The organism is Burkholderia sp. 3C, from assembly GCF_054589155.1.
This window is the reverse complement of the sequence record NZ_BAAILN010000084.1, coordinates 143,914-157,853: the sequence shown is the minus strand read 5'-3', so window position 1 is coordinate 157,853 and position 13,940 is coordinate 143,914. Positions and strand designations below refer to the sequence as shown.

The 13,940-nt window shown below is 68.1% G+C and carries 13 protein-coding genes and 1 pseudogene; 10 read left to right on the top strand and 4 right to left on the bottom strand.

All coding sequences use genetic code 11. The features are described 5' to 3' along the window. The 3 genes from ACYP33_RS14905 to ACYP33_RS14895 all read left to right on the top strand — a co-directional run. The coding region (locus ACYP33_RS14905; RefSeq protein WP_459622628.1) for an amidase at nucleotides 1-958 on the top strand (958 nt) is incomplete at its 5' end. A gap of 8 nt (nucleotides 959-966) precedes the next feature. Further along, a complete protein-coding gene (locus ACYP33_RS14900) occupies nucleotides 967-2,016 on the top strand; it encodes an alpha/beta fold hydrolase (RefSeq protein ID WP_459622626.1) in 1,050 nt (349 codons plus the stop codon). 75 nt (nucleotides 2,017-2,091) lie between these two features. Next, nucleotides 2,092-2,730: a cysteine hydrolase family protein gene (locus ACYP33_RS14895; RefSeq protein WP_459622624.1), complete on the top strand. Its 639-nt coding sequence runs from the start codon at nucleotides 2,092-2,094 to the stop codon at nucleotides 2,728-2,730. Here ACYP33_RS14895 and ACYP33_RS14890 read toward each other — a convergent pair. Both ACYP33_RS14890 and ACYP33_RS14885 read right to left on the bottom strand, forming a co-directional pair. After that, nucleotides 2,727-3,392 (bottom strand): c-type cytochrome, encoded by a 666-nt coding sequence (locus tag ACYP33_RS14890; protein WP_459622622.1) that lies wholly within the window; start codon nucleotides 3,390-3,392, stop codon nucleotides 2,727-2,729. The two genes, ACYP33_RS14895 and ACYP33_RS14890, sit on opposite strands and share 4 nt — an antisense overlap. A 12-nt stretch (nucleotides 3,393-3,404) precedes the next feature. Continuing rightward, the gene (locus ACYP33_RS14885; protein WP_459622620.1) at nucleotides 3,405-5,357 is read right to left on the bottom strand and encodes a thiamine pyrophosphate-binding protein; all 1,953 of its coding nucleotides are present in this window, start codon (nucleotides 5,355-5,357) and stop codon (nucleotides 3,405-3,407) included. A gap of 28 nt (nucleotides 5,358-5,385) precedes the next feature. On the opposite strand from ACYP33_RS14885, the gene ACYP33_RS14880 reads away from it, so the two are divergent. Together ACYP33_RS14880 and ACYP33_RS14875 are read left to right on the top strand one after the other, a co-directional pair. After that, a complete protein-coding gene (locus ACYP33_RS14880; RefSeq protein WP_459622618.1) occupies nucleotides 5,386-5,595 on the top strand; it encodes a hypothetical protein in 210 nt (69 codons plus the stop codon). A 135-nt stretch (nucleotides 5,596-5,730) separates the two neighbouring features. Then, nucleotides 5,731-7,329 (top strand): methyl-accepting chemotaxis protein, encoded by a 1,599-nt coding sequence (locus ACYP33_RS14875; RefSeq protein WP_459622616.1) that lies wholly within the window; start codon nucleotides 5,731-5,733, stop codon nucleotides 7,327-7,329. A 40-nt stretch (nucleotides 7,330-7,369) separates the two neighbouring features. Here ACYP33_RS14875 and ACYP33_RS14870 read toward each other — a convergent pair whose 3' ends face one another. Further along, complete coding sequence (locus ACYP33_RS14870) at nucleotides 7,370-7,966, bottom strand: helix-turn-helix domain-containing protein (RefSeq protein ID WP_414447172.1); 597 nt, start codon at nucleotides 7,964-7,966, stop codon at nucleotides 7,370-7,372. 169 nt (nucleotides 7,967-8,135) lie between these two features. Here ACYP33_RS14870 and ACYP33_RS14865 point away from each other — a divergent pair, with 169 nt between their 5' ends. Together ACYP33_RS14865 and ACYP33_RS14860 are read left to right on the top strand one after the other, a co-directional pair. Further along, nucleotides 8,136-9,068, top strand: a complete 933-nt coding sequence (locus ACYP33_RS14865; protein WP_459622614.1) for a fumarylacetoacetate hydrolase family protein — start codon at nucleotides 8,136-8,138, stop codon at nucleotides 9,066-9,068. A 44-nt stretch (nucleotides 9,069-9,112) separates the two neighbouring features. Then, nucleotides 9,113-9,895 (top strand): N-acyl homoserine lactonase family protein, encoded by a 783-nt coding sequence (locus ACYP33_RS14860; protein ID WP_459622612.1) that lies wholly within the window; start codon nucleotides 9,113-9,115, stop codon nucleotides 9,893-9,895. A 24-nt stretch (nucleotides 9,896-9,919) separates the two neighbouring features. Here the strand turns inward: ACYP33_RS14860 and ACYP33_RS14855 are convergent, their stop codons facing one another. Continuing rightward, entirely contained in the window at nucleotides 9,920-10,426 is a 507-nt protein-coding gene (locus ACYP33_RS14855; protein ID WP_459622610.1) for a response regulator, read from the bottom strand. Between the two features lie 313 nt (nucleotides 10,427-10,739). Here ACYP33_RS14855 and ACYP33_RS14850 point away from each other — a divergent pair, with 313 nt between their 5' ends. From ACYP33_RS14850 to ACYP33_RS14840, 3 genes and pseudogenes are all read left to right on the top strand, one after another. Next, the gene (locus tag ACYP33_RS14850) at nucleotides 10,740-11,813 is read left to right on the top strand and encodes a LacI family DNA-binding transcriptional regulator (protein WP_459622608.1); all 1,074 of its coding nucleotides are present in this window, start codon (nucleotides 10,740-10,742) and stop codon (nucleotides 11,811-11,813) included. A 166-nt stretch (nucleotides 11,814-11,979) separates the two neighbouring features. Then, nucleotides 11,980-13,287 (top strand): histidinol dehydrogenase, encoded by a 1,308-nt coding sequence (hisD, locus tag ACYP33_RS14845; protein WP_414447177.1) that lies wholly within the window; start codon nucleotides 11,980-11,982, stop codon nucleotides 13,285-13,287. A 119-nt stretch (nucleotides 13,288-13,406) separates the two neighbouring features. Then, nucleotides 13,407-13,940 (top strand): annotated as a pseudogene (locus ACYP33_RS14840) (GntP family permease); the annotation flags it as partial.

Below are 13,940 nucleotides of genomic sequence, written 5' to 3'. Positions count from 1 at the left end.
CTCCAGCGGCGGCGAATCGGCCGCGATCGCGGCGGGCATGTCGCCGATCGGGATCGGCAGCGACGTGGCGATTTCGGTGCGCGGCCCGGCGGCGCTGACCGGCATCGTCGGCCTCAAGGCCAGCCACGGTCGGATTCCGATGACCGGCCTGTGGCCGCGCGTGCCGCGCCGCTTCTGGCACGTCGGCCCGATGGCGCGCACCGTGCGCGACGTCGCGCTGGCCTACTCGCTGCTGGCCGGCCCCGACGGCGCGGACGGCTTCTCGACCAGCCCGCTGGCGCTCGACGCCGGGGTGGGCGCGGGCCTCGGCCGGCCGATCCGGGTGGGCTGGCTGGTGGATCAGGGCTATTTCGGCCCGGTGGACAACGAGGTCGGCAAGACCGTGCAGGCGGCGGCCGAGGCGCTGAAGGCGGCCGGCGCGATCGTCGAGCCGGTCGGCATTCCGGTGCTGGAGCAGGTCGATGCGCTCGATGTGCTCTGGAAGCTGCAGGCGATGGAAACCAAGCCCGCGTTCCGCAAGGAAACCGCCGGCCACGAAGACAAGATCTTCAAGCACGTGCAGGGCGTGTACGACACGCCGGACACGCCGATCGCCGATTTCGTCGCGGCCGAGCAGCAAGCCGAGGCGCTGCGCGATGGTTTTGCCCAATATTTTCAGTACTACGATGCATTGATCTGCCCGGTGACGCCGGTGGCCGGACACGGCCACGATGCGGCGGAGTTCGTCATCAACGGCCAGAGCGTGTCGTCGCTGCACGTGATGCACACCACCGCGCCGTTCAGCGTGACGGGGCTGCCGGGCCTGTCGATGCGCTTCGGCACGAGCAGCGATGGCTTGCCGATCGGTGTGCAGCTGGTGGGGCCGTGGCTGGCCGAATCGACGCTCCTGCATCTGGCCGCGCTGCTCGAAAGCGTGAGCCCGGTGCGCGGCCTGAACCCGGATCTGTCGAAGCTTTGAGCGTGGCCATGACCTCTTCACTCGATCACCGGCGCCGCCGGTTGTTGGGCGGCGGCTCGGCGCTGGCCGCGCTGCCGCTGCTGGGGCTGGCCGGCGCGGCCCCGGCGCAGGCCTCGTCGCGCTACGCCTGGCCGCCCGGCCGGGCGGCGGTGGCCGCCGCTTCGTTCGGCCCGATCCGCCAGGTCGAGGCCAACGGATTGAGCATCGGCTATGCCGAGGCCGGCCCGGCCGACGGGCCGGTCGCGATCCTGCTGCACGGCTGGCCGCACGACATCCACAGCTTCGCCGAGGTGACGCCGATCCTGGCCTCGGCCGGCTTCCGCGTGATCGTGCCTTACCTGCGCGGTTACGGCTCGACGCGCATCGTGGCCGACGATGCGCCGCGCAACGGCCAGCAAGCGGTGTTCGCGGCGGACCTGATCGCGCTGATGGACGCGCTGAAGATCGAGCGTGCGGTGCTGGCCGGGTTCGACTGGGGCGGCCGCGCGGCCAACATCGTCGCCGCGCTATGGCCCGAGCGTTGCCGCGCGCTGGTGTCGGCCAGCGGCTACCTGATTTCCAGCCAGGCCGCAAACCGCAAGCCGCTGCCGCCGCAGCTCGAACTGCAGGCGTGGTTTCAGTACTACTTCGCAACGGAACGCGGCGCGGCCGGCTATGCCGGCGATCGCAACGGTTTCAACAAGCTGGTGTGGCAGCGGGCCTCGCCGCAATTCCGGTTCGACGACGCCACGTTCCTGCGCACGGCCGAGGCGTTCGACAATCCCGATCACGTCGCCATCGTGATCCACAACTATCGCTGGCGATTGGGGTTGGCGCAGGGCGAGCCACGGTACGACGCGCTGGAGCAGCAGCTTGCCCGCGCGCCGGCGATCGCCGTGCCCGCCATCACGCTGGAGGGCGACGCGAACGGCGCGCCGCATCAGCCGCCGGCGGCCTATGCGAAGCAGTTCACCGGCAAGTACCGGCATCGCGAGGTCAAGGGCGGCATCGGCCACAACTTGCCGCAGGAAGCGCCGCAGGCGTTCGCCGAGGCGGTGTTGCAGGTTGTCGCGTTGTAGCAGGCAGGCCGGCCATGGGCCGGCTCGTCATTCAACCGCCGTCGCTCGCCGACGGCTTTCTTCGAAGGTCGCATCATGTCCGAAGCCGCACCCCGCCGCGCGTTGATCGTCATCGACGTGCAGAACGAATATGTCGACGGCAATTTCCGGGTCGCCTATCCACCGGTCGAATCGTCGTTGTCGAACATCGCCTCCGCGATCGATGCGGCCAACCTGAACGGCGTGCCCGTCGTGCTTGTCAGGCATGTGCTGCCGGCCGGCGCGCCGATTTTCGCCGAGGGTAGCGCGGGCGTTGAACTGCACGCCACGGTGGCGCGGCGCCCGCACGATTGGGTCGTCGACAAGACCCTGCCGAGCGTGTTTTCGGCGGCCGGGTTTGAAGACTGGCTGGCCGACTACGCGATCGATACGCTGACCGTGGTCGGCTACATGACGCACAACTGCAACGACGCCACCATGCGCGAGGCGATGCACAAGGGCTACCGCGTGGAATTCCTGCCCGATGCGGCTGGCTCGCTGCCGTACCGGAACAAGGCCGGCCACGCGAGCGCCGAGGAGATGCATCGGATCGTCACCATCATCATGGAATCGGCTTACGCGGCCACCATGTCGACGCGCGAGTGGGTGGAGAATCTTCGGAATCCACACCACGTGGCCGGCGACAACATCTACGATTCCAACCGCCGTGCGCTGGATGTGCATGCGCTGCCCTAATCCAGCGACAACACATAGCCTGCCACCTCCCGCACGTCGTTCGCATCGAGCGGCTTCGGATACAGCTTCGGCATGATGCCGGACGGCTCGCGGATGCGCGCGGCCACGCCGTCGAGCGAGAGCCGCGCGCCGATGCCGGCAAGCTTCGGCCCCACGCCGCCCTGGCCTTGCCCGCCGTGGCAGCCGGCGCAATTCGCGGCGTAGAGCGACGCGCCGTGGCCGGCGCCCGCGCTGCTGGTTGCCGCGTTGGCCGCCACACGCGTGGATGGCGCGCCGTCGTTCAGCAACGCGATATCGGCCGCCGCCGGGTTTGCCGGAATCGAAGCGAGGTAGGCGTGAATGCGCGCGATGTCGGCGTTCGAGAGGATCTTCTCGCTGAACGGCGGCATCTGCCCGGCCGGCGCGTGCACGTAGGCCTGCATCGCCGCGAGCGGCAGCGGGTGCGGCGCGAGCGCCGGCCCCGTCGAGATGCTGCCTTGCCCGACGATCCCGTGGCATTCGTAGCAACCGTTCTTCATGAACAGCGCGCGGCCGGCCGGGACGTCGGCGTCGGCATCGCCGGCCGCCGACGATACGCCGGGCATCAGGCAGGCGAGCGCAACGGCGAACGGAATGACCATCGCCATCGCGGCACGCAGGTTGGTGCGGGTGAAGCGGATCATCGTGCGGCCTCGTCAGCGGGGTTGGGTCAACACGTCGAGCAACGCGGGCTTGCCAAGCTTGACGACCGCCATCGCGCGCGCCAGCGCCGGGCCGAGATCGGCGGGGTTCGCGATCGGGCCTTCGGCCCAGACGCCCATGCTTCTGGCCATCGCCGCGTAGTCGATCGGCGGGTCCTGCAACACGGTGCCGATCGTGCCGCGCTCGGGGTGGCGATCGCGGCGGCTCGACATGCGCTGGATATGCATGGTCTCCTGATGCCACGCGCGATTGTTGTGCATCACCGACAGCAGCGGCACGCCGTGATGCGCGGCCGTCCACAGCACGCCGGGCAGCACCATCAGGTCGCCGTCTGTCTGGATGCTGACGGCGATGCGCCCCGCGTCGCGATGCGCGATGGCCGCGCCCACGGCGGCTGGCGCGGCGTAGCCCACGCCGTAGCCGCCGCCCGCGCCGATGAACTGGTACGTCCTGGTGAAATCCCACAGGCGTTGCGGCCACTGGCTGATCGCGCCGGTCGGCGAGACGAGCGCCCAATCCTCGTGACGGATCGCCTGCCAGACTTCGGCCGACAGGCGCGCGGTGCTGATCGGAGAGGCGTCCCAGCCGCGCGTCGCGGCGTCGCGCGCGCTGGCGCGCATCGTGTCGAACGCTTGCTGCATGGCGGGCCGGCGCGCGGCGGCGGCCTGGCGCTGCGCCGGCGTGAGCGCGGCCTGCACGGCTTGCAGCAGGCCCGGCAGCGAGGCCTGCGCATCGGCGCCGATCGGCAGCGTGGGCGCGGAGAAGCGCTCCGCGTCCCCCAGGTTCGACTTGCCGTACAGGTAGGCGGTGGAGATGCTGATCACGTTCGCCGGCGCCGCGCCGGGTTTCGCGCGCGGCTTTGCCGGGCGTTCGATGGTGTCGGGCACCGTGGCCGTGAGCGACCACACGTCGCCCACTTCTAGCGCGAGAATCACGTCGGCCTGCGCGAGCAGCCGCGCCTGCCGCGACGAATGATTCAGATAATGGTTGGTCGGGAAATTCATGCGCGCGAGCAGATCGACGACCGGCGCGTTCAGCGTTTCCGCCAGCTTCACGAGCGTTTCCATCGCCGCCTGGTCGCGCACCGCGCGATCCGCGACGATCACCGGCGAGGCCGCGTTGCACAGCATCGCGGCGGCCGTGGCCAGCGCCTCGGGGCTCGCCACGGGCGGCGATACGACGCGCAGCGGAGGCACACGCAGATCATGAGGATGACTGATCGCCTGCTCCTGCAGCTCGGCGTCCGCCACGATCAGCACCGGCGCCATCGGCGGCGTGACCGATATCGCCTGCGCGCGCATGAACGATTCGGCGTAATGCTGGAGCGACACCGGGTAATCGTCGTATTTCGTGTAGTCGCGCACCAGCGCGCCGAGGTCCTGCGCGGTGTGATACCACTCCACGCCGGGCCGCCGCTTGGCCGCGTCGGCGATGTTGCCGGCCAGCACCATCACCGGCACGCGGTCGCACCATGCGTTGTAGATCGCCATCGACGCATGCTGCAAACCCACCGTGCTGTGCACGAGGCACGCCATCGGCTTGCCGGCCACTTTCGCGTAGCCGTGCGCGATGGCCGCCGACGCTTCCTCGTGCGTGCACACGATCAATTGCGGCTGCCGATCGCCCGCGTAATTGACGATCGATTCGTGGATGCCGCGAAACGTCGAGCCCGGCATCGCGGCCACGTAATCGATGCCGGCGATCCTGAGCAGATCCACCATGAAGTCGGAGCCGGGGTTGCCGACATGCGCCGCGTCGGTGGCGGGCGCTTCGTCGAGCGAGGGCGGTTCGGTTTCGGCGGCGACCAGCGCGGCGGACGGTTTGCCGATCGCCGGGCCGGGCCGGGCGGCGGTGCTGTCCTGCGCGATGCCGGCCCCCGGTTTCGCCAACACGGCGGCCGTGCCGGTGGCCAGCGCTTCCTTCAGAAACCTACGTCGTCCTGCCATTGTCTCCGCTCCTCTTCGGGATGGTTCGATGTTTGCGAACACCGCATCGAATGAGCGTCAATGTAAGCGAGCGCCGCTGGCGCGGCTCAATATGAACTGCGTCGCCGGCCATAAGTTCTGGTTAAGCTACGGGTTTTTGCATATGGCGTTCGAGGCGCGCTTGCCGGGTATTCAGGCGCCCTATGCGGAAACCCTGAGCTTAACGAAAACTTATGGCATGCGCGCCAGTACATATTAGGCATTCCTCTACAAAACGCTTACATTGACGCCCGGCTTCATTTCCAAGCGCGCGTGCCCGAACAGCGGCGCTCGCGCACCCGGCCCGACCTGCCGGTGACCAGATTCGAGACATTCGCCTTCAAGGAATACCGTGATGCGTCTTTCCATCCAAGCACGCCTCGCATTGACGATGGGCCTGCTGTCCGCCTTGCTGCTCGCCGTTGGCCTGTTCGGCATTGCCGGCATGACCTACAGCAACGACGGCAATCTCGATACCTATACGAACAAGCTGCCGAGCGCGAACTTCATCGGCGAGGCGGAACTGAGCCTGCAACGCGAACGCACGGCGCTGCTGCGCGGCGCGATCGATACCTCGTCGGACCAGAACATCGGCGACACCGTCGCGCACGAGAAGGCGTTTCGCGCGATGGCGCGCAAGGCGCTCGACGCTTACATGTTGCTGCCGCAATCGGCGCACGAGGCCGAACTGGCGCGCGAGCTGCTGGCGCAGCGCGCGGCCATGGATACCGGCCTCGACGCGTTCGCGCAGGCGCTGCTGTCGAAGGACGGCCCGCGCATCATGCGCGCCGCGCTCGACAACAACACGCTGTACGCCCGATATCACGACAGCAGCGTGAAGCTGCGCGAGTGGCAGGTGAGCGAGGCGCGCGACGAATTCGAAACCGGGCAGCGCCGCTACGGGCTGCTGCGCGCCGTCACGTTCGCCGCGCTGGCGCTCGGCCTGCTGTGCGCCGTCGGCAGCTTTCTGAGCCTGCGCCGCGCGATCGCGCGACCGCTCGGCGAAGCGCTCGCGCATTTCGACCACATCGCGCAAGGCGACCTGACGCGGCCGATCGCGGCGACGTCGCACGACGAAATGGGGCGTTTGCTGACCGGCATCGCCGACATGCAGGCGCGCCTGCGCCAGACCATGCGCGACCTGCTGCAAAGCAGCGAGGCGATTGCGCTGGCCACCAGCGAAGTGGCGGCCGGCAATCAGGACTTGTCGGCACGCACCGAGGAGCAGGCGGCCTCGCTGGAGGAAACCGCCGCGAGCATGGAGGAACTGACGTCCACCGTCCGGCACAACACCGACAACGCGCAGCAGGCGCGGCAACTGGCGTCCACGGCGCGCGACGTGACGCTGGGCGGCGGCCGGCTGGTGGACGAGGTGATGCGGACCATGAACGGCATCAGCGAGAGCGCCGTGCGGATCGCGGACATTACCGGCGTGATCGAGGGCATCGCGTTCCAGACCAACATCCTGGCGTTGAACGCCGCGGTGGAAGCGGCGCGCGCCGGCGAGAACGGGCGCGGCTTCGCGGTGGTGGCCTCGGAGGTGCGTTCGCTGGCGCAGCGCTCCAGCACGGCCGCGAAGGAGATCAAGGAACTGATCGGCGTATCGGTCGAGCGCGTGCAGGCGGGCAACGAACTGGTGGTGCGCAACGGCGACACGATGGAGCAAATCCGTCAGTCGATCGTGCGCGTGGACGATATCGTCGGCGAGATCGCCGAGGCTTCGCACGAACAGAGCCGTGGCATCGAGCAGGTGAACCAGGCGATTTCGCAGATGGACGGCGTCACGCAACAGAACGCGGCGCTCGTCGAGCAGGCGGCGGCTGCTGCGCTGTCGCTCGAAGATCAGACCCAGCGGCTGCGCGAGATCGTGAACGGCTTCCGGACGGAACCGGCGGGCGGCCGCGAAGCTGCCGCGTCGTTCGCGCCGCGTGCGAGGCTGGCGCTGACAGGCTGAGGCACCGAGAGGGAAGCGCTACCCGTGAATCGCCGGCCGTTCAGGCCTGACGCGAAACCACCAAAAAATACCCGCAAGGCGCATCGGTCGCATTCCTGAACGTGTGATCGACGTTGGCCTGGAAGAACATCGCGTCGCCGCGCTCGAGCGTATGGTCGATGCCGTCGATCTCCACCACCAGCGTGCCCTCGATCACCGTCACGTGCTTTTCGGTGCCGAGCGGATAGGCCGGCAGCACGCCGGTCGAGACGCCCGCCGGCAGATGGTGATACAGCAGCTCGACCCGCGTGCCGCCCGGCGCCGGCGACACGATATGCCGCTCGAAGCCGCTGGCCGGATCGCGAAACACCGGGCGCGCGGCCCGGCGCGAGATCACCACCTTGCCGCGCGCGTCGCTGCCGCCGACCAGTTCGGACAACGAGGTATTGAGCGCGTGCGCGATGCGCGTGGCGATGCCGATCGTCGGGCTTTTCTCGCCGCGTTCGACCTTCGACAGCATCGCGCGGCTCACGCCCGATTGCCGCGACAACTGCTCCAGCGTCATGTCGGCCGCATCGCGCAGCTTGCGCACGGCCGCGCCGAAGACGAGCGCCAGCTCGTCTCCCGGTTCGGCGCTGTCGAGGTCCGGCTTCGGCATCAATCGTTCCCTGTGTGGATAACCGGCCGCGTGCATCAGGCCGGTGGTTGGCGTTGGCGCGAATTCTACCAAAGGAGCCAATTTCTTGATAAATTCTTCCATAGAAGATATATTCTTCAAATCGATGCGGGCCGATACCGGCTTCGCGCACTCACCGCCAGGAGAAAACATGCAGACAACGGATCAACGGGATCAGGACGTCGGTCGATTGGGGCTTCGGCTCGCCAACCTGCGGGTGGGCGGACGGCCCACGCTGGGCGCGGAAACCGAGCACGGCGTGCTCGACTTGGTGGCGAGCGCCGCCGCGCTCGGGCTGCCGGTGCCGCAGGACATGGATGCGCTGTTGCAGGAAGGGCGGGCCGGCGAGGTGCGCGCGGTGCTCGACGCCGTGGCGCAGCGCAGTGATGCGCGCCGCATCGTCGAGCCGGCCGCGCTGGCGTTCGCGCCGCTGGTCACGCGCCCCGAGAAGATCATCTGCGTGGGCTTCAACTACCGGCAGCACGCGGCCGAAACCAATACGCCGGTGCCGAAGGCGCCGCCCGTGTTCGGCAAGTTCAACAACGCGCTCAATCATCACAAGGGCAGCGTGCGCCTGCCGACCCGGGCCGATCGTCAGTTCGACTATGAAACCGAGCTGGTGATCGTGTTCGGGCGCGAATGCCGCGACGTGCCCGAAGCCGAGGCGCTCGACGTGGTGGCCGGCTATGCCACCGGCAACGACATCAGCGCGCGTCATCTCCAGAACCTCACGACGCAATTCATGGCGGGCAAGACCTCGGACGGTTTCGCGCCGGTCGGCCCGTGGCTCGCGACGCGCGAGCGCGTGCCCGATCCGAATGCGCTGCGCGTGCAGACCTGGGTCAACGGCCGGCAGAAGCAGGACGGCACCACGCGCGACATGATCTTCAACTGCCGTCAGATCATCGCCTACGTGTCGAGCTTCATGACGATCAAGCCCGGCGACATTCTGTTTACCGGCACGCCCGAAGGCGTGATCTGGGGCGAGAAGACGCCGCTCGACGCGCGCGAATGGCTGAAGCCGGGCGACGTGGTGGTGTCGTCGGTCGAAGGGCTGGGCGAATTGCGCGTGACGCTGGCCTGAACCGCTGTCACCCCTGCAACCCCCGCAATCCTGAGGAATCCTCGATGAACCTTCCAGCAAGCGTGGACAAGCTCTGCATCCTCGACGGCGGGCTGGCCCGCGTCGACGATGCCTCGATCTACTCGCCCGGCGTCAACGTCGGCGTGCCGATGGCGCTCAGTTGCAACGCCTACCTGATCCGCCATCGCGGCGAATGGCTGTTGTGGGACACCGGCACGCAGGACGACCTGATCGGCGAACCGGACGGGCGCATCATCGCGCACGGCATTCGCGGCTCGCTGCGCCGCACGCTGGTGTCGCAACTGGCGGAGCTCGGCGTGATGCCCGACGAGATCGGCTGGCTCGCGATCTCGCACGCGCATTACGATCACGTCGGCAATTGCGGGCTGTTCCGCCGCGCGCGGTGGGTCGCGCAGAAGGCCGAGTACGACGCGATGTTCGGCGGCGATCCGGGCAGCTTCGGTTTCCTGCCCGAGTTGTACGCGTCGCTGCGCGACAACCCGCTCACGCTCGTCGAAGGCGATCACGACATCTTCGGCGACGGGGCGGTGCGCATGGTGTCCACACCGGGCCACACGCCCGGCCATTGTTCGCTGCTGGTGCGCCTGCCCGATTCGGGGCCGGTGCTGTTGAGCGGCGATATCGCGCACAACCGCACCAATTACCGCTGCCGGTGCGTGCCGTCGTTCAATGCCGACAAGCTCGCCACGGTCGCCTCGATCGAGAAGGTCGACACGTTGCTGCGCCAGGAGCACGCGACGTTGTGGATCAATCACGATATCGAGCAGAACGCGGCGTTGCCGCATGCGCCGGCGTGGATCACGTGATCCCGCGCCGGGCCGGGCCGGCCGTTACGCCTGAAGGTTTCGGCCGAACGCGCTGATCTCCGTCGCTCGGGTGTCGGGCCGCGCGGGCTCGGCCTCGACCTCGGCGTGGTCGGTTTCTTCATACCCGGCCAGCAACGCCAGCAGCACCGAAATGTCGGCTGCCTTGCGAAAGTACCCGTCGAAGCCCGCACTGAGCGCCTGCGCCTCGATTTCGGACCAGGCCATCGATGTATAGGCAACGATGATGGTCGGCCCGGCGTGCGGCGAGGTGCGCAGGTTGCGCGCCACGTCGAAGCCGTCCATGCCCGGCATGCGGATATCGAGCAGCACGATGTGCGGCATGTGGATTTCGGCGGCCCGATATACCTCGTGCGCATCGGTCACGAAGCGCGTGTCGAAGCCGAGCACGGAGAGATACAGCGCCATCGCTTCCGCGCCGTCCAGGTAATCGTCGACGACCAATACCCTGCGCCGTCCGCCCGACCCGTTGATTTTCCGCGCCGAGCACATCACGGAGACTTGATGGCTCATTCCATCCTCGCTTGCTGTCCATTTCGCACCAGCTCATGGTGACGGCAACGCGCGGAAAAATTGTGCCAAATGTGTGGACGTTTGATTCGTGATTGTCACGGCGGGATCGGCCGCGCCGGATAATCGAGCGACCCGCGACCCGCGACCCGCGCAACACGGCGTTCGCGCGGCCGGCGAGGCGGTACGTGCGCACAGGCGGGCCGCACCGATTTGACAGCCTCACTGGCCGTCGATTATTGTCGCCGGCACCGGATGCGCCCCGCGGCGTCCGCGATTCGTCATGCGGGATGCCAAACGGAAGGTGACAACAGGTATGGCCGAGGGAACTTCGCCCCGTCGTCCGGCGACCGCGCACGAGGTGGCGCGGCTGGCCGGCGTCTCGCAGTCGGCGGTGTCGCGGGTGTTCACGCCGGGCGCGAGCGTCGCGCCGGCCACGCGCGAGCGCGTGATCGCGGCCGCCGGGCAGCTCGGCTATCGCCCGAACCTGGTGGCGCGCTCGCTGATCACGCGCCGCTCGAACGTGATCGGCGTGGTGGTGCCCGCCAACGGCAATCCGTTCTACCAGCGCGCGCTCGAACGCCTGTCCGCCGCGTTCGCCCGGGCCGGCTACCGCGCGCTGCTGTTCCCCACCGACGCCCGGGCCGGCGCCGATCCCATTCTCGAAGACGTGCTGCGCTATCGCGTGGACGCGCTGGTGCTGATCTCGACCAGCTTCTCGTCGCGCTTCGCCGACGAATGCCTGCAGATCGGCCTGCCCGTGGTGATGTTCAACCGCAAGACCGACAGCACGGCCGCCTCGAGCGTGACGGGCCAGAACCGCGACGGCGCCGAACGCCTCGCCGAATTCCTGGTGGCGGGCGGCCACGCGCGCTTCGCCTATCTGGCCGGCCTCGCGCAATCGTCCACCAACCGCGACCGCGAGGAGGGCTTCAAGGCCGGCCTCGCGCGCCACGGCGTGAAGCGCATCCGGCAGGAGGCCGGCGATTACTCGGCCGACGGCGCGGAGCGCGCCGCGCGCGCGCTGCTCGGCGCGAAGCGGCCGCCCGATGCAATCTTCTGCGCGAACGATCACATGGCGCTGGTCGCGATCAGCGTCGCGCGCGCCGAGTTCGGGCTGACGGTGGGCGAGGACGTGTCGATCGTCGGTTTCGACGATATCGACATGGGCCGCTGGCCGGTGTTCGGCCTGACCACCTACAGCCAGCCGCTCGACGAAATGGTCGAGCGCGCTGCGCGCCTCGTGCTCCAGCAACTGGCCGACGCGCAGGCCCCCACGGTGCAGGAAGTGGTGGCCGGCGAACTGATCGTGCGCGATTCCGCGCGGCTTCCGGCCTCGGGGCTGGAGGCGCGCGACGGGCGGCGCGTCTGGGTCGGCCGAGTCGCCTGATCGCCCCCGCCGGCGCGGCTCGCGCGCCGGTTTTTCCCACGATTCCGGGTTAACGATAGCTCGCCTGCGCGAGCCGATTCTCGTACATTGGCGGCAATTGCATACGTATGCATCCTGATTTGCATACGTATGCAAATTCCCCTCGAACTGACTCTAAAGGTGCCCCATGGCTGTCTGGCTCAAGCAAGGCGCGGAAGCGGAAGTGATCAAGTCCGCCGCGAAGGAAGTACGTGAAACCGTCGAGGCGACGCTCGCCGACATCGAGGCGCGCGGCGACGCGGCCGTGCGCGACCTGTCGGTGCGCTTCGACAAGCTCGATCGCGAGGATTACCGGCTCACGCAGCGCGAGATCGACGATTGCCTGTCGCAACTGTCGAAGCGCGATATTTCGGACATCGAATTCGCCCAAACGCAGGTCGAGAATTTCGCGCGCCATCAGCGCGAATCGATGCGCGACATCGAGGTGGAAACGCTGCCGGGCGTGGTGCTCGGCCACCGCAACATCCCCGTCAACGCGGCCGGCTGCTACGTGCCGGGCGGCAAGTATCCGCTGCTGGCGTCGGCGCACATGTCGGTGATCACCGCGCGCGTGGCGGGCGTCAAGCGCATCATCACCTGCGCGCCGCCGTTCAACGGCAAGCCCGCGCCGGCGATCGTGGCGGCCCAGCACATGGCCGGTGCGAGCGAGATCTACTGCCTCGGCGGGATTCAGGCGGTGGGCGCGATGGCGATCGGCACCGAGCGCATCGCGCCGGTCGATATCCTGGTCGGCCCCGGCAACGCGTTCGTGGCGGAAGCCAAGCGCCAGTTGTTCGGCCGCGTCGGCATCGACCTGTTCGCCGGCCCCACCGAAACGCTGGTGATCGCCGACGACAGCGTGGACGGCGAAATTTGCGCGACCGACCTGCTCGGCCAGGCCGAGCACGGCCCCGATTCGCCGGCGATCCTGCTGACCACCTCCGAGGCACTTGCGCGCGACACCATGCGCGAGGTCGAACGCCTGCTCGAAATTCTCCCCACCGCCAACATCGCGCGCCAGTCGTGGCAGAAGTTCGGCGAGGTGATCGTGGCCGAGAGCGACGAGGAAATGGTTCGGATCGCCAACCAGATCGCGTTCGAGCACGTGCAGGTCATGACCAAGGACCCGGATTACTTCCTGGCCAACATGACCAACTACGGCGCGCTGTTCCTCGGCCCGCGCACCAACGTGGCCTATGGCGACAAGGCGATCGGCACCAACCACACGCTGCCGACCAAGAAGGCGGCGCGCTACACGGGCGGCCTGTGGGTCGGCAAGTTCCTCAAGACCTGCACGTACCAGAAGGTGCTGACCGACGAGGCGTCGGCGATGATCGGCGAATACACGTCGCGCCTGTGCGCGCTCGAAGGCTTCGCCGGCCACGGCGAGCAGGCCAACGTGCGCGTGCGCCGCTACGGCCGCAAGGACGTGCCGTACGGCGGCGCGGCCGAGTAAGGCCCCCGCCCGCAGGAGGAGATCGCGCAGCGCGCGCCGCATCGTGCGGCAGTGCGCTGCGCCGCTACATGCCGCCGGTTTCCCCACCCGGCGCACAACGAAAAACAGAAGAGACCTTCATGAGTGTCGTCATCGCTCTCGCCGCGCTGTGCTTCCTGATGCTGGCCGCCTATCGCGGCTACAGCGTGATCCTGTTCGCTCCCATCGCGGCGCTCGGCGCCGTGCTGCTCACCGACCCGTCGATGACGGCGCCGATCTTCACCGGCCTGTTCATGGACAAGATGGTCGGCTTCATCAAGCTGTATTTCCCGGTGTTCCTGCTCGGCGCGCTGTTCGGCAAGCTGGTCGAGCTGTCGGGCGCGTCGCGCTCGATCGTGTCGGCGGTGATCGGCGTGCTCGGCCGCGAGCGCGCGATTCCGGTGATCGTGATCGTGTGCGCGCTGCTGACCTACGGCGGCGTGTCGCTGTTCGTGGTGGTGTTCGCCGTCTATCCGTTCGCGGCCGAGATGTTCCGCCAGAGCAACATCCCGAAGCGGCTGATGCCGGCCACCATCGCGCTCGGCGCGTTCACGTTCACGATGGACGCGATGCCGGGCACGCCGCAGATCCAGAACATCATTCCCACCACGTTCTTCAAGACGACCTCGTGGGCC